This is a genomic window from Cellulophaga baltica, from assembly GCF_018861125.1.
Lineage (GTDB): Bacteria > Bacteroidota > Bacteroidia > Flavobacteriales > Flavobacteriaceae > Cellulophaga > Cellulophaga baltica_A.
The window spans coordinates 1-24967 of sequence record NZ_JAHKQN010000020.1; the positions used below are offsets into that span (position 1 = coordinate 1).

The 24967-nt window shown below is 32.8% G+C and carries 10 protein-coding genes; 9 read left to right on the forward strand and 1 reads right to left on the reverse strand.

The genetic code is table 11. The annotated features are described in order from the left end of the window. The 4 genes from KO500_RS10350 to KO500_RS10365 form a co-directional block, all read left to right on the forward strand. Positions 1–473 (forward strand): OmpA family protein (locus KO500_RS10350; protein ID WP_215956473.1); only part of this gene is annotated, 473 nt, incomplete at its 5' end. Between the two features lie 143 nt (positions 474–616). After that, positions 617–1654: a COX15/CtaA family protein gene (locus KO500_RS10355; RefSeq protein ID WP_215956474.1), complete on the forward strand. Its 1038-nt coding sequence runs from the start codon at positions 617–619 to the stop codon at positions 1652–1654. Positions 1655–1681: 27 nt separating this feature from the next. Then, on the forward strand, positions 1682–2191 hold the full coding sequence (locus KO500_RS10360; RefSeq protein WP_215956475.1) for a plasmid pRiA4b ORF-3 family protein: 510 nt from the start codon (positions 1682–1684) through the stop codon (positions 2189–2191). A 33-nt stretch (positions 2192–2224) separates the two neighbouring features. After that, positions 2225–3283, forward strand: a complete 1059-nt coding sequence (locus tag KO500_RS10365; RefSeq protein WP_215956476.1) for a nucleoid-associated protein — start codon at positions 2225–2227, stop codon at positions 3281–3283. An 11-nt stretch (positions 3284–3294) separates the two neighbouring features. Here the strand turns inward: KO500_RS10365 and KO500_RS10370 are convergent, their stop codons facing one another. Beyond that, the gene (locus KO500_RS10370; protein ID WP_215956477.1) at positions 3295–4383 is read right to left on the reverse strand and encodes a hypothetical protein; all 1089 of its coding nucleotides are present in this window, start codon (positions 4381–4383) and stop codon (positions 3295–3297) included. A 232-nt stretch (positions 4384–4615) separates the two neighbouring features. Here KO500_RS10370 and KO500_RS10375 point away from each other — a divergent pair, with 232 nt between their 5' ends. The 5 genes from KO500_RS10375 to KO500_RS10395 all read left to right on the forward strand — a co-directional run bounded on the left by KO500_RS10375 (position 4616) and on the right by KO500_RS10395 (position 24916). Further along, entirely contained in the window at positions 4616–17005 is a 12390-nt protein-coding gene (locus KO500_RS10375; RefSeq protein WP_215956478.1) for a T9SS type B sorting domain-containing protein, read from the forward strand. A gap of 189 nt (positions 17006–17194) precedes the next feature. Continuing rightward, the gene (locus KO500_RS10380; protein WP_215956479.1) at positions 17195–20320 is read left to right on the forward strand and encodes a DUF11 domain-containing protein; all 3126 of its coding nucleotides are present in this window, start codon (positions 17195–17197) and stop codon (positions 20318–20320) included. 89 nt (positions 20321–20409) lie between these two features. Beyond that, positions 20410–21312 (forward strand): ABC transporter ATP-binding protein, encoded by a 903-nt coding sequence (locus KO500_RS10385; protein WP_215956480.1) that lies wholly within the window; start codon positions 20410–20412, stop codon positions 21310–21312. Between the two features lie 21 nt (positions 21313–21333). Then, positions 21334–22170: an ABC transporter permease gene (locus tag KO500_RS10390; protein WP_215956481.1), complete on the forward strand. Its 837-nt coding sequence runs from the start codon at positions 21334–21336 to the stop codon at positions 22168–22170. Between the two features lie 25 nt (positions 22171–22195). Further along, positions 22196–24916, forward strand: a complete 2721-nt coding sequence (locus KO500_RS10395; RefSeq protein ID WP_215956482.1) for a T9SS type B sorting domain-containing protein — start codon at positions 22196–22198, stop codon at positions 24914–24916. Positions 24917–24967 lie beyond the last annotated feature (51 nt).

Consider the following 24967-nt stretch of genomic DNA (forward strand, 5'->3'; position numbering starts at 1 on the left):
AAGAGAATTACGAAGAGGGTAGTCTTAGTTTTGAAATTATTGATGCTAAAGGTCTGAAAGATTTAGAGTTGTTATTAGCCTCTAGCTTTACTCCTGCAGATTTAGGGGCTGATTTAGCACAAAAATTAAACTTAGAGAAAATATACTTTGATTTTGATAAATCATATATCAGAAGAGATGCGCAAGTAATCATGGAAAAAGTGATTGCGTATTTAAAACAATATCCTGAAGTGAACGTTCGCATTGGTTCACATACCGATGCTAGAGGAAATGATACTTACAATGAAAACTTATCACAGCGAAGAGCTAAAAGCACTTATGACTATTTAATTAATAAAGGTGTTAGTGCTAATCGATTAACTTATAAAGGTTTTGGTGAAACACAGTTAACTAATGAGTGTGATAACAATACTAAGTGTACTGCTAAAAAACACCAATTGAACAGAAGATCTGAATTTATTGTGGTGGAATAGGTTGTGAAACCACATTTTCTGAAAAGAGGGTTTTCTTATTTGAAAATCCTCTTTTGTTTTTTAGTATATATTAAAAAATCAAAAAGCTTTCTTCCTTCTTTTATAACATAAAGTATAGTAATTTTGTATTCTAAATTTTTAGCATGCAAAAACACTTTAGAAAAACGGCAAAAATAACCCTTGTATTAGTTTATTTAGTGATTGTTGCTGGTGCAGTAGTTCGCATGACTGGTAGCGGAATGGGCTGTCCTGATTGGCCAAAATGCTTTGGTTATTATATACCTCCAACAGATGCTGAAACCTTACAATGGCAAAAAAATAGAGATTTTGAGCAAGGACAAGTTATCATTTATAATGAAACATTGAAAGTTGCAAATGGTTACTTTACTACCACTGAAAAATACAATAGTGACAACTGGGATGCTTATACCAAACATGATTACGCAATATTTAATGTATCACATACTTGGGTAGAATATGTTAATAGACTTTGTGGAGCATTAGCAGGCATTGCAACCTTAATTTTAGCAATTTTATCATTTAGTTATTGGAAAAAGCAAAAGATGATTACCATACTATCATGGCTTGTAGTATTTGGAATGGGATTTCAAGCTTGGTTAGGAGCAACAGTGGTTTATTCGGTATTAGAACCCGTAAAAATAACAATGCATATGGTTATGGCATTAGTGATTGTTGCTATGCTTCTTTATGTAATTTATAAAACTTCAACAGAGCACAAAAAAGAAAACAAACCCAGTAAAAAAATTCAATTTTTATTCATACTTACGCTTTGTGCTACATTAATACAAGTAGTTTTAGGTACTCAAGTTCGGCAATTTGTAGACCATCAATCTGATATTTATGGAGAATTTACAAAAGGGCAATGGTTGAGCAACCCAACTTTACAATTTTATATTCATAGAAGTTTTTCTATCTTAGTTACACTATTAAACTTATACTTAGCATTTTACATTTATAAATTCAAGTTAGGATTCTCAAAATTTAATTGGGTTTTAATTTTATTATTGATTGAAATAATTTCAGGAATATCAATGTATTATCTTGATTTTCCATTTGGTAGTCAACCAATACATTTAGTTATAGCTTCACTCCTATTTGGTGTGCAATTCTATTTAATATTAGAGACAATAAAAACAAGACAGAGTCTTAAAACTTTGTAACTTTGTCGCCTTTTAAAAATTAAAGATATGATTTACAAAATCAGAATTATATTAGATGCAGAAGACGATATCTTTAGAGATATTGAAATTGAAGCAAGTACTACATTAGAAGATTTTCATAATTCTATTACGCAAGCTTTTGGGTTTTTAGGTAATGAAATGGCTTCTTTTTATACCTGTGATGAAGAATGGAACCAAGATGAAGAAATTGCACTACATGATATAAGTGAAAATGGCTCTGATATTCGTTTAATGAACGAAACATTTTTAGAAGATATTGTAACTGAAAAAACACCTAAACTTATATATGTTTATGATTTTCTAAGCATGTGGACATTTTTTGTTGAATTAGCTGATATAGCAGAAGCAGAAGACGGTAGAGCTTACCCTAACATATTATTTAGCTTTGGTGAAATACCTGATTCTCCTCCAGAAAAAAAGTTTGAGGCAGATCCTTCTTTCAATTTTAATGATGATGAAGATTTAGATTCATTTGATAGTTATGAAGATTTAGATTTTGACGAAAATTGGAATTAAAAACACAATAAACACACTAACTACTTATATATAATGATTAATTTATATTCTACCCAAATTGAAACTATTTCACTACACCGCGTAGGAAATAAAAATAAAGGTGAAGCTATTTTTTTATCAAGAGGTTCACACGCTTTAAATGATGAGACTACAGGCCTTTTAAAAGAATATTTTTTCAAACCATTTAGAGAAAAAGAAGAGAATTATTTTCATTTCGCAAATGAGGTAGATGTTGAGTTTAATGAAATGTATCAAATTGTCTCTGATATTTTTTCTGATGAAGACAGTTTACATGCTAATTCAAAAAAAATAGCAACTTATTTATACGAACAATCTAACCACCCACATATTAAAAGTGGTGAAGTTTATATTGCCTATTTATCTGGTGTTTTATTAGACAATGTAAAAGTTAACGCTATAGGTATTTTTAAAAGTGAGTTAAAACACGATTTTATTCAGTTTGAAGAAAAAGAAGATAATCTTGATATAATAGTTCAGCAAGGTATCAACATTAATAAACTAGATAAAGGTTGTTTAATCTTTGATTCAGAAAAAGAAGAAGGCTACAAAGTATTATCAGTAGATAGTAACCGTTACGATACTAAATATTGGTTAGAAGACTTTTTAGGTGTTGAGGCTTTGTCTGATGATAATTTTAAAACAAAAAACTATTTAAAATTCTGTCAGAATTTTGCTAAAGATGTGGTTTTACCTGCTGAAGATAAGCAACAAGAAGTCTTGTTTATGAACCGAGCTGTAAACCATTTTGCAAAAAACGATTCATTTGAAGAGACTAACTTTTTAAATGAAGTAATGGAGAATCCTGAATTAATTCCGGAATTTAAACACTATAAGGTTGAAAAAGGACCAAAATATAGTGTAGAAGATGTATCTACATTTGACATTGCCAATAAAGCTGTTTCTGATGCTCGAAAAAAAATAAAAAACGTTATAAATTTAGATACTAACGTTCAAATAAAATTAGACTTCATTAACCCAGAATCTGCAGAAAAATTTGTAGAAAAAGGTTGGGATGAAGAGAAACAAATGTATTACTATCTTGTTTATTTTAACAAGGAACAAAAAAGCTAAATTACTGATTTTTATTTTTTTATGTTGATGTTTTGTTCCATTATTTGTTTCATACTTACATCTTCATAATTACGTTTAACAAAATCTAGGGCGAGGTGCAATACTTCGCCCATTTTTGTACACTCTTTAAATTTCATATCTGATGTTAACTCATAAATTTGAGATTTTAACTCTTCAATATTTTCAACCGTAGATATATTATCTGACAAGCAAGCACCTATTAAACGCTTAATCCTGTTTCCTGAACTCTTTATTCTTTTTGCTACTATAGATCGTTCTTCTAATTTATATTGATCTACTGATTTTGACTGTAGCTTATTTCTAACTAGCTCTACCATTTGGTAATTCTCTTTAAAAAATTGTGGCCTATATACTTTTAGTTTCCCTTCATAACATTGCTGATCAAAATCAATAGCTCTAATTTTATAAACCACGTGATCAAAATCATGAGTTGTTACAATTACGTAATTGTAAGATCGCATATCACCTAAAAGGCGTATCATACAACGTTCATTAAATTTTACAAACTCTTTAGCTAATTGTGCTTTCTCGATCTCAGTACAATGCGGTAAAAAATCTTTAATAAAAGAGTCTCCTGGAATTCCTGCAATATGCTCTTCAATTAAAGTGTCTTTATACACTAAATAATTAAGATTATATGGCGAAAGCATATGCTCTAATTCTAGACCATAAATACGAGAAGCATCGGTTTTTTTTACATAAAAATAAGTGAAGTTATCGTTTAGTATATTTCTAACTTTTATTCGAAATGGTTTAGAATTTCCGAAAGTACAATAATCAACTGCATCGACATTCAAATATTGAAATATTGAATCTCCTCCATCTGATATTAAAATAGAATATACTTTTTTAAGGCTTAAATCTATTTCCGCTCTTTCATATTCAGAATAATACACACGCACCCATAAACTGTCTTCATCATTCGAGTCATAAACTACAACAGAACCGGAAAAACGTAACAAATCCTCATAAAAAATTGGGATTTCAATAGTTCTACTATAACGCTCTAAAAACCTATTTAACCTATCGCTGACAGGGTAAGCTGGTTTTTTTTTCGACATAAGTTTTTCTTCTTCCATATATATTATCACTAAAAATAATCTGTAATTTTTAAAGTTATTACTTAATTATGAAACTAACAATCCAAATTAATTTTAATATAATTTTAACTATTGTAGGAATATTCCTAATGTGCTTTTGATGCAACAAGAAAAACGGCGTACGCTACACAACTATCACACTTCACAACAAAGAATTGGTTACATCTCCATTTAATCTTTTTTTTATATCCTGAATAATTACTACACCAAAATGAAGACACGTTTATTAATATTTATCCTATTTATTTCTGCTAATTTAGTTGGTTATGCGCAGTTAAGTGATTTACACTACTTACCGCCATTAAAACAAGGAGGAACAAGTAACACGATAACAAATCAAGCGGTATATTTATCAACACCTGAAACTACATCATTTACTGTAAATGTTTACCAAGGAACCAATACTACAGCTGTCAATACTTTTACCATTGATAATAGCAATCCAGCAATTTGGACATTAGCTAACAGTAATAACAATGTTACTTTAGTTGAAGATGCTAATACTGGTGTAGTTTTAACAGATAGCGGTCTTCGTTTTGAGTCAACCGGTGGTGAGGAATTTTACGTTAACTACAGAGGTAGTTCTACTCCACAAGCAGCTTCTTTGACTTCAAAAGGAAGAAAAGCCATGGGTACTAGTTTTAAATGGGGTGGAGTTCCTAACATTGGAACAAATTCTTCTCTTTCTAATACTTTAGGTATAATGGCTACTGAAGATAATACTACTATAACACTATCTGGTTATGATAATGATTGTGTATTTAGATTAGGAACAAATTCAGCTGGAATAACAGCAGACACTTATACCATTACTTTAAATGCAAATGAATCATTTGTATTTGAGGCCTATGTAGGTTCATCTGGAACAACAGCCCAAAAACAAGGATGGCTTGGAGCTTCTTTAGAGTCTGATAAAGATATTGTTATTAGCAACGGAGCTATTAATTTTGGTGTCGTCTCAGGAAGTGCAAGTCGTGATGCAGGTCTTGATCAACCTGTTCCTCTAGAAAACTTAGGTAAAGAGTATGTATTTATAAGAGGTAATGGTACAACCAATACTGAGTTTCCTTTAATAATTGCAACACAAGACAATACAAATATTTTTATTAATGGATCAACAACTCCTGAAACTACTATAGATGAAGGAGAGTACTATCAAATTCCAAGTACTTATTATTCAAGTGCTACGGCTGGCGCAAATATGCTAGTAACCACTTCTAAAGATGCTTATGCATACCAATGCTTAGCAGGAGCGTCTGGACAACAAACTATCGGTTTAAATTTTATTGCTCCAGTAAATTGCCTACTACCTGACAGTCTTGATAATATTCCAAGTATAACCAGTATGGCTGGGACTACTTTGACTGGTGGATTAACCATCATTGCTTCGGTTAGCACTCCTGATGAAAACATTATAGTATATGAAGATGGTGTTGAATATACTTCTATGCCAGCCTCAGATGCAGTTACTGGCTCTAGTGATTGGAAAACATTTTTTATTCCTAATCTATCTGGAGATATTAGCGTAACATCAACTGGACCTATGGCTATTGGTTTTTTTGGTTACAATAGTAACCGTGGAGTTGCAGGTTATTTCTCTGGTTTTGATACTGTTCCTGAAGTCGTTCTAGATATTAACGGAGGTACTGTAGGGGATTGCTTTTCTGGCTCTACGATATTTGAAGCTTCAGATGATAATTTTGATGCATACCAATGGTATTTTGATGGAGCTATAATTGAAGGAGCTAATTCATTTGACTATGCTGCAACAATAGCAGGTGATTATTATCTTAGAGGTACAAAAGGTCCATGTACCTATGATTCGCAAACGCTCACAATTTTTTATTGTGAAACAGACATTGTAGTCAACAAAACAGTAGATGAGTCGGAAATTACAGAAGGTGAAACTGCTATATTTACCATAGAAGTGGAAAGTTTTGGTTTCGAAGATGTTACTAATTTACAAGTTACCGATAATATTCCTGCAGGACTTACTTTAGTAAGTGGTTCTACTACAACTGGAACATGGAACGGAAGTGTATGGAATATAGGTACTTTAGAACCAGGTGAAAAAGTAACCTTAGAACTTGAGGTTGTTGGTGATGAGATTGATATTGACCCATTAATTAATGTTACAAATACTGTAACACACACACAGGATCAGGTTGATGAGAATATTACTGAAGATATTATGTCTGCCTCAATAATTGTTCATAATGATTTTGACAATGATGGTGTTGTTGATATTGTAGATGTTGATGATGATAATGATGGTATTTATGACAGTGACGAATGTGATGGTTCATTCTGTTTTGAATCCATTATAAATGAAAGCTTTGAAGATCCAGATGTATCTGATTATTCCCTTCTTAACGAAAGTGCAGTACCTGGATGGCTGACTACAGCTACAGATTCAAGAATAGAAATATGGGAATCTGGCTTTCGAGGAGTTAATTCTTATGATGGTAACCAGCATGCTGAAATAAATGCAACCCAATATGGAGCATTATATCAAAACTTATGCTTAACACCTGGCACTGTAATGAACTGGTCTTTCAGGCACAGAGGTAGAGATGGTGTTGATGAAATGCAATTAAGAATTGGAGCTGACCTAGCTAGTGCTACAGTACAACAAACAATGTCTTCTGATAATACTGCTTGGATATTATATTCTGGCACATATACAGTACCTGTTGGGCAAACCAACACAGTTTTTGTTTTTGAAGCTGTTTCTACTGCTTCAGGAGCAGCTGGAAGTGGTAATTTCGTTGATGATGTAAACATAAACATAGCTGTAGCTGAAACCTGTGTAGATTCTGATGGTGACGGTTACCCTAATAATATAGATTTAGATAGTGATGATGATGGTTGTACTGATGCTGATGAGTTTTACAAAGACAATAATGCGGATGCCGATGATGGTGGTGAATATGGCTCTGGAACACCTGTCGTAGATCCTGATACTGGTGCCGTAATTGCTGCTTCTTATACTTATGTATTAGCACCTGAAATTATTTTACAAAATACTTCTGAAGATCTAGGTGGTAATGATATCAATGGTACCGAAATTAGCCTTGGTGATACTTTTGACTATGTACTACGTTTTCAAAATACTGGAGATGATGATGCAACAGACTATACTATTAGAGATGTTTTACCTAGCAATGTAACTTTAGACAATGTTGATGTTACGCTTGCAAATAATTCTGTAAACTACACTTACGATGCTGTTAACAACATAATCACTTTTGAAATTCCTGATGATTTGGTTGAAGCAGGTGACCCCGAATATACCATTAGAATGACGGTCACACTTTCTTCTGAATGTTCTTTATTTGTCGACGCTTGTTCTGAAACAGTTGAAAATTTAGCCTACTCTACTTACCAAGGTGTTACCAATACAAATACGTTTAGTGACGAACCTGGCTCAACAATGACACCAACTTGTAGTGACGAAGTTTCAGTTGCTTCAAATAGTATTTTAAATGATTTAGAAAACTGTAATGTTGCTAGAACTGTTCAATTATGTGGTGATGATGCTACTTTAACTGCTGGTTCAGGTTTTGCTACGTATGTTTGGGCTATTGACTCTAATGGTAATGGTCAAATTGATGCTGGCGAAGATGCAATTGACGATGGTGATTCAGACAATGATCCTAGCACATTATTTATAACTGAAACAGGTAATTATATTGTTGAAAAATCAGGAGCAACAGATTGCTCTGATTTGGTTGAACTTATTACGGTTGAACTTTTTGGTGAAACACAAACTAATCCTGTTTTAGAATACTTTAACGAGGTAAATGCAGATACAAACCCAGATAATGATTTACAAGGTGAAATTTTGTTCTGCTCTATTGATGGTAGTGAAATTCCACAAATATTTTTATGTGGTGAAAATGATGAAGCATTAATTCAATTAGGAATTACAGATGCTGATAGTATCGTTTGGCAACAATTAGACGAAACTAGTTGTACGGATATTGGTGATGATTGTGCCAATACAAGTACTTCTTGTACATGGAATGATTTAGCAACACAAAACAACTACAGCCTTACTGATAGTGGTAAATATAGGGTAGTAATAAACTATACAAATGGTTGTTTCAGTCGTTTCTATTTTAATGTATTTAAAAACACACTAGATATTGAATATATATCTTCTGATATATTATGTGAAACTCCTGGTAATATTAGAATTACAAACCCAAGTGCAAACTATGGTTATCAATTAGTAGATACAACTTCTGACACAGTTGTTGTTCCCTTTTCTGATGGTAATGGTCCTAATTTTGATATCACAACAAGTGGCTCTTACAAAGTACAAATTACAACACTTGACCCAACTACTGGAGACCCTATTGAAAATGCTTGTGTTTTTGAAACAGAAGAAATTGGTATTCAAGAATTAGAATATGAAGTTAACGTAGATTTTACAACTGCAGATTGCTCTGGCTTTGGTACAATTTCAATTCAAGCTTTAAATGCATTACCTAATTATAGTTATGAACTTCGTTTAGACGATGGTACAAACAGTGGTGCTGGAACTTTCTTTCAAGAAATGGTTGCTGTAAATGATAACACATATACTTTTAATAGTGTACCTGCGGGAGATTATATTGTAATAACGACTACTGATGATGGTTGTACTGATACACAATCTATTACAGTAGATGAGTATGAAGATTTAGATTTAACAGCTAGTGTTACAGAAAATATTACTTGTAACTCAGGTTTAATTACAGTTACACCAAGTGGTGGAAATACAGCTACAGATTATGAAATGGCTATATGGAGTAAAGATGGTGTTGAATTATATGCTAGTATTGATGATATTCCTGACTCTGAAAAACAAGATACAAATGACTTTTTATTCTTAGATGGAACTGACGCAGGTGAATATGTATTTGTTCTAATTGATGCTAGTAATTGTAGTACATTATCAAACAGTGTTACTTTAATTGATTTAGGTGAAGTTGTTGTTAGTGCTACAAATACTGATATTGTTTGTGCTGATTCATCTACGTCAACATTAACAATCACAGCAAGTGGTGGTACAGCTCCTTACAATTATAGTATTGATGGTGGAACTACATACCAAAGTACTAATACATTTTCTAATTTAGGCGGTGGTACTTATACTATTTCTGTAGAAGATTCAAGCGGAACCTCTACTTCAAGATGTGTTACTACACTTGAATATGAGATTGATGAACCTTATAGATTAACTGCTTCTGCTGCTATTGTTGAAGATGCTTCTTGTGATCCAACAAACGGAGCATTAGTAAAAATATTAAATGCTAGTGGTGGTAGCGGTAGTGGCACTTACGAATATAGTTTTGATGGTGGTTCTTCATTCAGTACAGTAAACGAACAAAATTTAACAGCAGGTTTCTATATATTAACTGTAAGAGATAACCTTGGTTGTACTTTTGATATGGTTATAAATGTACCAAGTACAGAAACCGATCCTATTTTAGATAGCGATGTAACTTATGATTGTGATGGAAACGGAACAATTACAATTACAACAGATAATAGTACAGATTTTGATTACACATATAGTATTGATGGTATAGAAAACACGCCTTCAGACTCTAATGTATTTAGCCCTTATGTTGCAGGCACATACAATATAAGTGTAGGTTATAGTAGCACTCTTAGTTCTGATCAAAGCACAATATTACTAGAATATTTCGGTTCTGGTTCAACTACTGAAATTGAAGAAATTGGAACTGGCTATTGTTACGAACCACAAGACGGTACTGATACGGATTGTAACTTGGGGCCAGCAGGTATATTAGTTAACGGTGAGTACGCTGTTACTGATGTTGTAACAAACCCAAATACGTCATGGAGAACACCAAACGATCACTCTGGTTTGGTAGATGGTAGATTCATGGCTATAGGTGTTAGTACCTCAGTAGGTAATGGAAATATTTTATGGTCAAGAAATGATTTAGACGTATTAGCTGATCAAGATATTACTATCTCTTTTTATGGATACAACTTATTAATAGATAGTGCTTCTGGTAATGACCCTGAAGTTCTAATAGAATTAGTTGATGCATCTGGAACTGTGATAAATAGTACTGCAACAACTGCAATTCCGAAAAATACTGATGCTGATGACTGGCATTTACGTGAAGTAACTCTTAATCCAGGAGCAAATACAGTTGTTGGTATTGTGTTACGTACTAATTTAGATAGTGACAACGGTAACTTCTTAGTTTTAGATGATATTCAAGCAACTCAAGCTCCTGAAGTTTGTGAAACTACACAAGATTTAACTGTTGTAGTTGAAGCTGATCAAGAATTTAGTGTTGCTATTTTAGGGAGTACAGACCCTACTTGTAATGGAGATTCTGATGGCAGTATCCGTTTTGAAGTTGAAAACTTTGATACAACTACTGGATACGAGTATTCTACTGATGGTGGAACAACTTGGATAGCTGAAACTAGCGAAGATTTTACAACACCTGCAAATTTAGCTGATGGTACTTATTCAATTATAGTACGCAAGGTAACTGACAATACTTGTACAGCTACTTCTGCTACTTCGGTAACGTTAATTGCCCCAACTGCAATAATCCCTAGTTTAATACAAACAGCTGAGCTTACTTGTAATTCTGGTGCAACATTAGAAGCTTCTGCTTCTGGCGGAACTCCTGGTTATGAGTATCAATTAGAAGATACCTCAGCTAATATAATTACTCCTTATCAAACAACAACAATTTTTACAGTTACTAATGCTGGCGACTATTTAGTACGTGTTAAAGATGATAATGATTGTGAGGCTCTTTTACCTACAGCAATTACAGTGAATAGTCCGGCAGATATAGAATTTGATTTATTAGCTACATCTTGTTATGAAGGTGCTAGTGATGCTACAATTGAGGTTGATATTACATCTGGTAATGGCGATTATACATTTAGAATTGACGGTGGTGCATGGCAAACCCCTACTCCATCTACAGCAACTAAATATACTTTTACAGGTTTAACAAATGGTACTTATACTATTGAAGTAAATGACGGTTCTGGTTGTGGTCCTGTTGATGAAATTATTACAATTAGTCCTCAATTAACTGGTAATGCAGCTTTAGCTACAGATAAAACATGTATTGATGATGCTGTAATTAATTTAAATATTACTGGTGGCGATACTAACTATACTTATGAGTGGTCTAACTCTGATGCTGGTCCTTGGGATACAACTGGTTTCCTTGAAGATACATACAATACGTCTGTTGCTGGCACTTATTATTTCCGAGTAACAGACACTTCATCTCCAGCTTGTATATTTATTACAAATGCTGTAGAAGTAACAGATGCAGACCCTCCAGTGATAACTAATATTGATATAACAGATTTAAGCTGTAACGGAGATAATACTGGTGCTTTAGATGTTATAATTGATACATCAGTTGGTTTAGCTCCGTATACAATAAATGTTTATAATGATACGGATAGTGTAGATTATGTTAATCAAACTACGAGTTTACCTGCCGGAGATTATACTGTTAGAGTTACAGATAGTAATGCTTGTTTTGTTGAGCAAACAGTTACAATTGACGAACCACTAATATTAACACCCAATATATCTCACACAGATATAACTTGTGGAGGTTCAGGTACTGAGTTAGGTAGTATTACTATTGATGCTTCTGGAGGTAGCTCGACCTATATATATAGAATTAATAATGCTGACTTTAGTGTTTCTGAATCGTATGACACTTCAACAGGTTCTAATGATCATACATTTACTGATTTAAATTTTGGTGATTACACTGTAACAGTAACTGATATAAACGGTTGTCAAACATCAAGTACCGTAGCAATAAGCCCAAGTGTTGATGTATTAATAACGGCATCAGGAATTTCAGGTTGTACTATTGGTAGTGGTGAAATGTTAGTAGAAGCTGATAATACATCTGGAACAACATTGAGTGGTGGACCATATTACTTTGCGCAATATCCAGCACCGACATTTTCGGCATCTGACCCTGATTGGCATCTTGGTACACTATCTAGTAATGGGCTTCCAAGTTATAATTTTACAGGTTTAAACCCAGGAGTTACTTATAATTTTATAGTTCACGATGCAACTAGTAGTTGTGAATATTATCAAACTGCTACGACTCCAGTAGCCACAAATTCTAATTTAACGTCTACAATTGATACTACAACATCAATTACTTGTTTTGGTAGTAACGACGGTATTGTTGAATTTACTATTGATAATTACGATGCAACAAGTGTTGATTATGAGATTTATACATATCCTGATAATAATACTACGGGTATTATAGGTACAATTTCTACTGCAACTACAGGAACAGATATAGCAACAAATCTTCCTCCTAGTGAATACTACATTCTTTTTACAGAAAATGATGGTACAAATACCGGTTGTGTAATGGCATCAGACACTTTTGTAATTGACCAAGCTCCTACTCTTTTAGAAGTTAGTGCTAGTGCTACTAAAAATCAAAATTGTAATGATGATGGTACTATTACTGCATCAGGAAATTATGGTGTTGCACCTTACGAATATCAATATTTAACAGATACTGCTACTGCTCCAACTACAACGGATACAGGGTGGACAACAAGTACTACTTATAATGATGTTGCTGGTGATTACATAGTTTATATTAAAGATGCTAATGATTGTATACAAGAAACTCCTGTAACAATTGATTTTGACATTGCTCCTTCAATTTCTTCAATTGATGTTGTTGATTACTGTGTTGATGAAGGTCTTTATCAAGTAGAAGTTACTTTAACTACTACAGATACTGCTACATACAACTTAAGTGTTAATGGTGGTGCACTACAGAGTTCTAATTTCGTAAATGGTGTTTATACCGTTACAGGATTAAGCTCATCAACTGCAACGCAAACTATTGAAATTCAAGATGTAAATGGTTGCGGTAACTCTGAAACTTTTGAAATTGCATCTAAATTCCAAGCTACGGCTCAAATAACCAAATTGTTAGATTGTAGTACAAGTCCTAACGCTGAAATTACAATAACTGCTTTTGATGGCTATGGTACTTTTGAATATGAAGTTACTGGTCCTACTACAACTGATTCACAAGCAAGAACCGCTTTACCAAACCCTGCTAATTCAATAGTTTGGGATGGAGCTTCTACAGCTGGAACATATACAGTGGCTGTCTATGATAACAATACCCCAGCTTGTGACCCTATTGAGTTTATTATTGAAATTGTCGCTCAAGTTGAACCAAGCTTTACAGCTACAACAACAGCTGTATCATGTGCTGGAAGTTCTGATGGTACAATTACTGTTATTGAAAGTGATAATGGAATTAGTCCATTAACATATACTATAAGTCCTGCAAGTGCTACTTATAACAGTACAATTAATGGTTTTGCAGGTTTACCAGGTGGTACTTATGATGTTATTGCAACAGGTACTAATGGTTGTACAACTACAGAAACTGTAACAATAGATGAAAATTTAGCAATTACATTTGACACTCCAGTTGTTACTCAATTTGGTTGTACTTCTGATAACACATCAAATAATGCTGTAATTACTTTAGATGAAACTTCCATTGCAAATGGAACTGGTACATATAATAGATATGTATTTATTGATGACGCAACAAGCACTGTTTTACAAGATGGTACAACTAGTTCTTATCAGTATATTGATTTATCTGGTGGAGATGTAATTGTTAGAGTTTATGATGATGCAGGTTGTTCTTCTGAACAAACAGTTACTGTGAATGCATTTGACGCTTTAGTTGATGCAACAGTAAGTGTTGACGAAGACATTGATTGTGTGAATGCTGGTGAAGATATTAGTATTGATGTTACGAGTACATATACTGATTTCACATCAACCCCTACTAATTATGAGTTCAGACAATTACCTGCTACTACATACGAGGCGGCTGGTGATAATACTTTTGATGATTTAGCTGTGGGTACACATACATTCGGAGTTAGAAATATTACAACAGGTTGTGAAATATATGTTACACATACCGTTGAGCAACCAAATACATTTGATGTAACTGTTGATGTCATTTCTAATGTAGTTTGTTTTGGTGATGATGGAAGTATTGAGGTTACATTTACTGATGCAACATATACAGGTGATTTTGAATGGGAAGTTTTAAATACAGATGGAACTTCAACAACCAGAACAGACGATCAAGGCACTTTTACTGGTACTGGTACAACTGCTACTATCCCTGTTGCCGCTGGTAATTATATAGTTAGAGTTGCTCAAGCTGGTTTCCCTGAATGTACTCAAGAACGTGCATTTACAATTTCAACGCCAGATGCTGCAATAACTTTAGATACAATTGAAACATCTAATGTGGGTTGTTCTAACAGTGAAGGTACAGCTAATATTACTCCTCAAGGAGGTGTTGGTCCTTATACTATTGCTATAAATTATGAAATTACTTCTGGTGGTACTACTACAAGTGAAGCACAAACTGCTACTGAAGTTTACGCTAATCTTTTTGAAGGTTTAGTTGCAGATGACTATACGGTAACAATTACTGATGCACTTGGGTGTGTTCAAGTATTTAATGATATATTTACATTAGAAGAACCAGATCCATTAACAGGTACAATTACTGATACGCAACTTGAATGTACTGGTGATACTGATGGTGCCGTTTCATTTGTTTTAGATGCTAGAAATGTTAGTCCTAATTACAGTTATAGTCTAAATACTTATGACGATGCTGCTGGTACAACATTATTACGTAACTCTGTTACACAAACAAGTCCTGATTTTAATAATTTAGGTGCTGGTTTCTATAGTATAAGTGTTACTGATGATATTAATTGTGAGTATGAAACTTCTATTGTTGAAATAGTTGAACCAACTGATGTTGATGCTATTTTAATAACAGAAAGTGCAATAAGTTGTCTTGATGGTGCTGATCTTTTACTTATTGCAACTGGAGGAACTGCTCCGTTTGAATGGAGTGAAGATGGAATCACTTTCAGTGCGATGAATGAAACAAACGGTGCTGATACTCATTTATTCACTGACATGCCAGTAGGCACTTATAGCTACTATGTAAAAGATGATTTCAATTGTGTTTCAATTATATCAAATGAACTAACAGTAAGTCCTATTGAAGATTTAACGGTAACTTTAGATATTGCTGCCGCTAAAATTAATTGTGCTGGTGATGATTCAGCAGTAATAATTGCGGAAGCAGATGGAGGACTTGGTGATTATGAATATGCTTTATTTGAAGATGCAAGCGCCACTGTAGAAGTACGAGCAAATCAATTTAGTGGCACTTTTTCTGACTTACCTAGCGGAACATATTATGTTAGAGTTCAAAGTAGAGATTGTGAAGTTATTTCTGAAGAAATACTAATTGAAGAACCAGATGCTTTAGTAGTTAATTATGATGTTACAAATATTAGCTGTAATGGTGAAGATGATGGTAGTGTTGTAGTAAACTTAACTGGAGGAACAGGAGATTACATTTATGCTATTTCTCCAAACTTAAATCAATTTGATGAAGATAATACTTTTGAAGATTTAGAGCCAGGAGATTACACAGTAATTGCTCAAGATAGCCTTGGTTGTTATGAAGTAATTGAGTTTACGATTACCGAACCTGCTGAGTTAGAAATAACTTCTACAGTTCAAGACGAAATTTGTTTTGATAGTAGCGATGGTTCTATCTCATTAGCTATAACTGGTGGTACTGCTCCATATAGTACTAGTCTTAATTCTAACGAGGATAGTGATTTTGTTCAAGATAAAGTTTTATATGAAAACTTATCAGCAGGTTTCCATACTGTATATATAAAAGATGCGAATGGTTGTACGCTTAACGAAGTTGTTACTATTGAAGTAGGCGTAAACTTAAATGCTACACCTGAAGTAATTTATGAATGTACAGGTGACACACCAACTAATAGTTTAAGCATTACATTAGAAGATGAAACTGTTAGTGATGATGTTCTTTACGCATTAGACTCTACCGATTCTGCTGCTTTTGTTCTTGAGCCTGATTTTACAAATATGACTGCAGGATCTCATTATATTGCAATAGCACATGCCAATGGTTGTTTGCAAACTTTTGACTTTGAAGTTATTGGTTATACAGCTTTAACTATTGTTGCTACACAAGAAGATATAAATGAAATTACTGCAACAGTAAGTGGTGGTAAAGAAGATTACACCTATTATTTTGATGGTGAAGATAACGGTAGTGACAATACATTCGGAATCACTAGAACTGATACTTATGAGGTTCGTGTCGTAGATGCGAATGGTTGTGAAGCTATTACTAGTATTTATATTGAATTTATTGATATTGAAATACCTAATTTCTTTACACCTGATGGCGATGGTACTAATGATTTATGGATTCCAAAGAATATTACTCAATTCCCTGATATCTACATTGTTATTTTCGACCGTTATGGTAGAGAAGTTTATAAATTACAAGATAATCCAAGTGGTTGGGATGGTTTATATCAAAATACAAATTTACCAACTGGTGATTATTGGTATTTGATTAAATTAAATGGTGAAGATGATGACCGAGAATTTATAAGTAATTTCACGCTATACCGTTAATTATTAATAAATATTAAAAGCCAAATAGACCTAAAAGTTTATTTGGCTTTTTTATTTTTCTATCGAATCTTCAATGCTTACAACATTTACAATCCTTTTTACAACAAACAATTGACTTTTTAAGATAGGTTGTCTTATTTTACTTTTGATAAAGTCACTTTCAATCTAAGACTTAGTTTATTGTCAATAATGAAAAAAAAACATTTAATAATTCTTATAATTTTACTATGCTCTAAATTTGGGTTTAGTCAATTAAGTGATTTACACTACTTGCCACCTTTAAAACAAGGAGGCAATAATCAAGCTGTTCAACAACAATACATCTATTTGTCTACTCCTGAAGACGCAACATTTACTGTAAATGTATATCAAGGTACTTCCACTACTCTATACACCTCTGTTTCGCTTTCAAATGCTACACCACAAGAAATAATTTTAGGCACAGGAAATAATGAAATAACTATAGTTACTGATGCAAATACAGGTATTGTACTAACAACTGCTGGTTTACGATTTGAATCTCCTGGAGGTGAAAAATTTTATGTAAACTACAGAGGAAGATCTAGTGCTCAAGCTACCTCACTTACCAGTAAGGGTAGACAAGCTATGGGTACACATTTTAAATGGGGTGGTATTGCTAATCGTGGAACCCATAGTAGCTTAACAAATGTTCTAGGAATAATGGCTACTGAAGATAATACCACAGTTACACTTTCGGGCTATAATCCTGATTGTGAGTTTAGACTTGCAGGTGATCGTGACGGTATTACTGATGATAGCTATACAATTACATTAAATGAAAATGAAACTTTTGTTTTTGAAGCTTATACTGCTGAAACTACTGCTAATATTGATGGATGGATTGGTGCTGACGTAATCTCTAACAATCCTATAGTTATAAGTAATGGAGGGTTAAATATTGCTGTAAAAAGTGGTGCCTCTAACAGAGACGCTGCTATTGACCAACCAGTTCCTCAAGATAAAATAGGTAAAGAGTATGTTTTTATAAGAGGTAATGGTACTACGGAAACTGAATTTCCTATTATTATAGGAACACAAAATAACACAAGTATTTACGTAAATGGTAGCACCACAGCTATAGCAACAATAAATGACGGAGATTATTTTGAAATTCCTTCAACCAACTATTCAAGTGCAACACCAGGCGCTAACATGTATATCACAACTTCTAAAGATGCTTATGCATATCAATGTTTAGCTGGTGCATCTGCTATACATACTATCGGTTTAAATTTTATAGCCCCAGTTAACTGCTTATTGCCTGATGAGGTAAATAACATTAGTCATATTGAAGATGCTGCAGGCATTACTATGACAGGTGGTGTAACCGTTATTGCTTCGACTTCTACACCCGATGAAAATATAACAATTACTGATGATACTGGTGAAGTAACTTTACCTGCATCAACAGCTGTTACAGGTTCTACAGAATGGAAAACTTTTTATATTTCTGATCTTACCGGAAATGTAAGTGTAAATTCAACTGGTCCTATTGCCGTAGGGTTTATAGGTTTTAATGGGGCTCGTGGTATAGCTGGATACTTTTCAGGTTTTGATACTGTTCCTGAAGTAGAATTAGAAGTAGAAGGTGGAGGATGTCTGCCTGGAGCTGATATAGAAATTGTTTCTGGTACTTATGACACTTATCAATGGTATGGTGATGGTAGCCTTATTTCTGGAGCAATATTTTCTACTTACTCACCTACAACAGCTGGTGATTATTTTGTTAGAGTAAGTAAAGGTACTTGTAGCTATGATTCTCAACCTATTTCCGCTTTTTATTGTGACCCTGATATAGTTGTTAAAAAAACTGCTGATAAAACAGATGTTTTAGAAGGAGAATCTGTTTCTTTTAAAATTACTGTAGAAAATTTTGGTATAGATCCAGCTACAAACATAATTGTATCAGATGTTATGCCTTCAGGTTTTACTTTAGTTTCCGCAAGTCCTACTTTAGGTAGTTGGTCCTCTCCTAATTGGAACGTTGGAACTTTAAATGCTGGCGAATTAGAATCTATAACTATTGTTGCTACTGCTAATGAATTACCTAACAACTCCGAATCTGAAACATTTACAAATACTGCCACTCATACACAAGATCAGGTAGATTCTAATTTTACAGAAGATAGTCCAAGTGCCAATGTGACTGTAAACAATGATACTGATTTAGATGGTGTAATTGATAGTGATGATTTAGATGATGATAATGATGGTATATTAGATTCTATTGAATGTGCTTCTGGAGGAGGAACTGATGTTGTTTTTAACGGAGGTTTTACATCCTATTATTTTGAGGGTTGGACTCCTGATGGTTCTAATTGGCAAAATCCAGATTATTCAGGTTATGCTTATTATGCCGATTATAATACAGGAACTAAACCGTTATATCAAAATTTAACCGTTGTAGCTGGTACAACCTATATTCTTAGTTTTGATGTAGGTACTGTTTCATCATATATAAACTCATCAACGTTAAATGCATATATTGGTGGAACTTTAGTATACTCAAAAGTATCGGATCAAATGAGTATTGAAAATGGAGGTGATACTTCAAATACTGGCGGAGGAAACTTATCTAACACTTCTACAGTAACAGTTTTATTTACCGCCACTACAAACTCAACGCAATTACGCTTTGAAGGAGTTTCTACAGCGCAACCTCATGATCAACTTTTTTTAGATAATGTTAGTTTAACACCGAGTAACTCTTGTGCTGACACAGATGGAGATGGATTATTTGATCGTGTAGACCTAGATAGTGATGATGATGGTTGTTCGGATGCAAATGAAGCTTATAACGATTTAAATGCTGATGGTGGTGATGGTGGTGAATACGGATCAGGAACTCCTACGGTTGATTCAAATGGTACCGTAGTAGCTGCTTCATATACTGTTCCTGCTGATAATAATACTAATGGCACATATGAATTTCAAGAATCAGGAGCACCTCCTACCATTACAACACAACCTAGTGATGTAACTATTTTTGATAGTAGCGATGCTATATTTTCTGTTAGCGCAACAGATGATGATACTTTCCAATGGCAAGTAAGTATTGATGGTGGTTTAAATTTCAATAATATCTCTAATGGTACTGATTATTCTGGCACACAAACTAACACCCTGACTGTTTTAGGTGCTGATCTAACTAAAAATGAATATTTATACAGAGTAGTTATCAGTAACAATAGCTTTATTTGTGATGATACTACATCTGAAAATGCGCAACTAAATGTAAAAGTGAAAACAGTTATTACCAACCGAAGAATAACCTATAGAGTAAACAGAAATTAGTTTTAATAGGTAATTTTTAGATTTTTAAGATTATATGTAACAATTAATACGTTAATTCGTCATACATAAACAACCTAAAAATCTACATTTTGGAAAAAATTCTTACTGTAACCAATTTAACTAAAAAATTTGGTGCTCTTGTAGCTGTAAACGATTTATCATTTACGATAGAAAAAGGCAATGTTTATGGCATTTTAGGGCCTAACGGTAGTGGAAAATCAACCACATTAGGTATTGCACTTAATGTTGTTAATAAAACATCAGGAGATTTTAGTTGGTTTGATGGAACTACCTCTACTCACAAAGCATTAAAAAAAGTAGGTGCAATTATAGAACGACCTAACTTTTACCCTTACATGACTGCTGTTCAAAACTTAAATTTAGTATGTAAAATTAAAGAAGTTCCAAATACTAAAATTGAAGAAAAACTAGAATTAGTAGGTCTTTTAGACCGTAAGAATAGTAAATTCAGTACATACTCACTTGGTATGAAACAGCGTTTAGCTATTGCTTCTGCCCTACTTAACGATCCTGAAATTTTAATACTTGATGAACCTACCAATGGTTTAGACCCTCAAGGAATTCATCAAATTAGAGAAATCATAAAAAAAATTGCAAGCCAAGGTACTACTATACTTTTAGCTTCACATTTATTAGATGAAGTTGAAAAAGTATGTAGTCATGTTGTAATTCTAAGAAAAGGAAAAAAACTCTATTCTGGTCGTGTAGATAATATGCTTGCTAGTCATGGCTTTTTTGAATTAAAATCTAAAAATGAAAAAGCTTTACTATCATTTTTAGAACAAAATCATTCATTTAAAAATGTTACTTTAAATGATGGTTTAATAACTGCCTATTTAAAAGAGGAGATTGAAGCAGAAGAATTAAATAAAGATCTTTTTGATAGAGGAATTATTTTATCGCATCTTTCTAAACGAAAAGAAAGTTTAGAAAAACAATTTCTTACTCTTACTTCAAACTCTAGCAATTAATCAACCTGATAAAAAAATAAAATGATACGTTTACTACAAATAGAATTTATAAAACTTTGGAATAGTAAAGCTAGTAAAGTGCTTATTTTCTCATACTTTATTTTAATATTGAGTTTGGCACTAATCTCTATGATTAGAATAGACAATCCGCCAATAGTATTTAATATTGCTGACCAAGGGGTTTTTGATTTTCCTTATATCTGGCACTTAAATACTTATATCGCTTCATGGTTTAAATTATTTTTTGCAATTGTAATTGTTTCCATGACCGCTAATGAATACAGCAACAAAACTATAAAACAGAATTTAATTGATGGGCTGTCAAAAAAAGAGTTTCTATTGAGTAAGTTTTTAATGGTGATTACTTTCTCTATAATATCTACTGTTTTTGTTTTTCTAGTTTCGCTTGTTTTAGGAATGTTATATTCAAATTATGATGAATTTTCAATAGTTTTTTCTAATTTAGAATACTTTTTAGCCTATTTCGTAAAATTAGTTGGATTTTTCTCTTTCTGTCTTTTCTTAGGTATTTTAGTTAAACGATCTGCATTTGCTCTCGGTTTTTTAATATTATGGTGGGCAATTTTCGAGAACGTAATCTTTCGATTTGGTAGTTGGAAATTATTCAGCAAGGAAGTGTCTGATACGATTATGCACGTGCTACCTTTGTCTTCAATGTCCAATTTAATAATAGAACCTTTTTCTAAATTTAAAGCTGTAAAATCTATAAGCAATCAGTTAGGTACAGAGTTAACAGTAGACTACGCCGTGCATTGGTATAATGTTTTAATTGTTCTCGCTTGGGTTGGTATATTTATGTTTTTATCTTATACAATATTGAAAAAGAGAGATTTGTAGTATCTTGTAGCGACTGAACATCACTATGAAAAAAAACTACTTTACATTCTTTTATTTTTTATTTTCATTTTCATTTATCTTTTCACAAGGAGAAACATCAAATTGGTACTTTGGTGAAAATGCTGGTATCACATTTAATAGTGATGGAAGTGTGACTGCATTAAGTAATGGACAATTAAATACTTACGAGGGTTGCGCTAGTATTTCTGATGACGCTGGGAGTCTTTTATTTTACACTGACGGAATACGAGTTTATAATCGCAATCATGAACTAATGGAGAACGGAACTGGGCTATATGGAGACCCATCAAGTACGCAATCCGCTATCATTGTTCCAAAACCAGAAGATCCTAATATTTATTATATTTTTACAGTAGATACTACTGCGTATGAAAACGATCCTGACCGAGGTTTAAACTATTCTACAATTGATATTACTGCAAATAATGGCTTAGGTGCTGTAATTCAAAAAAACATAAATTTATTAGCTGATTGCTCTGAGAAAATTGCTGCAGTTGTTAAAAATTGTTTTGATAAATCTTTATGGGTTATCACTTTATCATCAGATAATGGTAGTTATACTGGATTTTTCAACACATATCATGCCTTTGAAGTTAACCCTAATGGTGTTGTTAATACTGCTGTAAAATCAACTTTTACAAATTCTAATATTAATGACCCTAGAGGATATTTAAAAATAACTTCCGATGGAAAAAAAATAGCTTCTGCTAATAGTTCTTCCGGACTTTACATTTATGATTTTGATGCTGATACTGGAATAATATCTAATCAAGAAAAACTATTAAACTATATTGATGATTGGAATTATTATGGCATCGAATTTTCTCCAAATCAAGAATTTCTGTACACTGTACGTTATACTGAAGGTGAAAATGTTATAAGTGAATCGCAACTATTACAATTAGATTTAACAGCTAGTAATATTGATAATTCTGTAGAAATTTTAGATAACAGAATCGGATACAGAGGTGCTTTACAACTCGGTGAAAACGGAAAAATATACCGAAACATTAGTATTAATTACGAAAACGGAACACCTTACTTAGGTGTAATTAACAATCCTGATGAAGAAGGCACTAATTCTAATTATATTCACAATGCTGTAGCCTTAGGTAATAATAACGGCACACAAGGTTTACCTCCTTTTATTCAATCTTTTTTTGAAAAAATAACATTAATGACAAATGAAGATGGTAGAGCTGTAAATGCCTTAGAAATTTGTGAAGGTAAAAGTTTAACTTTAGAAACTGAGTATTATGCCGATGCCACGTATCTATGGAAAAAAGATGATGTTGTTCTTCCTAATACAAGCAATATTTATACTATTGATAATTTAGCAATGACTGATTCTGGTGAATATACATTAAATATTAGTTTTTCTGACACATCAAAATGCCCTATAATTGGTGAAGCTGTAATCAGCGTTAATCCTTTGCCTCCTACCGAAAAACTAACACTTGTTCAATGTGATATTGATGAACAAAATTTCACAGACGGAATTACTACCGTAAATTTAGAGCAATCCTATATTTTCGAAACTTATGAAGAAGATTACATCTTCTATTTTTATGAGAATGATTCTGATTTAGAAAATGATCAGCCCATTGAAAATACTATTAATTATACCAATACAACTCCATTTAACCAAACTCTTATTTACACTGCTACCAATAGTTTAGGCTGTACCACTATTGGAGAGTTGGATATCACCATTTTAACTACTAATGTTTTATTAAACAATCAAAGTCCATACTATGCCTGTAATAATTCTTTAAGTGATGATTTACTTATTGGTGATTTTAATACAGACTTAATTAAAGCGTCTAGTTTTCAAAATCAAAAAGTACAATTTTATACTTCACTAATTGATGCTTCTTTAGAACAAAATGAAATTAAGGGTATATATGCTACGGAATCAACTTCTTTAATTGTTAGAATTGAAGATGGTAATGAATGCCAAAGAATTGAAGAGATTGAACTTATTGTAAACGCTACACCAGAATTCTCTTTTCTGGAAACTCATTACTTATGTACTGATGGCATTGATTTAGTTTTAGATGCACCAACTGGTTATGACGTATATAAATGGGTTAAACTAGATGCTACAACCGAAAATGAAATATCAAACTTGCCAACTGTAACAATTACGGAATCTGGAAATTACCAATTAGAATTAGGGTATGATTACAGTACAACCAATGAAATAATTATTTGCTCTTCAATTAAGAGCTTTATAGTAGAACCCTCAAATATTGCTATAATTAATAACATTGAAATCAAAGACATTTCCGATAATAATACCGTTGAAGTTTTTGTGACTGGTGATGGAAATTACGAATATTCTTTAGATGGTATTAATTATCAAACCAACACTAATTTTTCCAATCTTGAACCTGGTTTTTATACTGTTTATGTAAATGATACTAATGGTTGTGGAATTTCAAATGAAGAAATTGCTATTGTTGGCTACCCAAAATTCTTTACCCCTAACGGCGATGGTACAAATGATTATTGGCAAATTATTGGAGCTAATGAAATGTTTAATACAAATAGTTTTATTTCAGTTTTTGATAGAGTAGGAAATTTAGTTGCAAATTTTTCTCCTAATTCCAAAGGATGGGACGGGACAATAAATGGAAATCAGGTACCAGCTTCTGACTATTGGTTTAAAGTAAACCTTGAAGATGGCCGAACTTTTACTGGGCATTTTGCTTTAAAAAGATAAAACGAGTTAAAAATAAGAGCACTTGTATCTATTTTTTAAAACTGCCTTTTG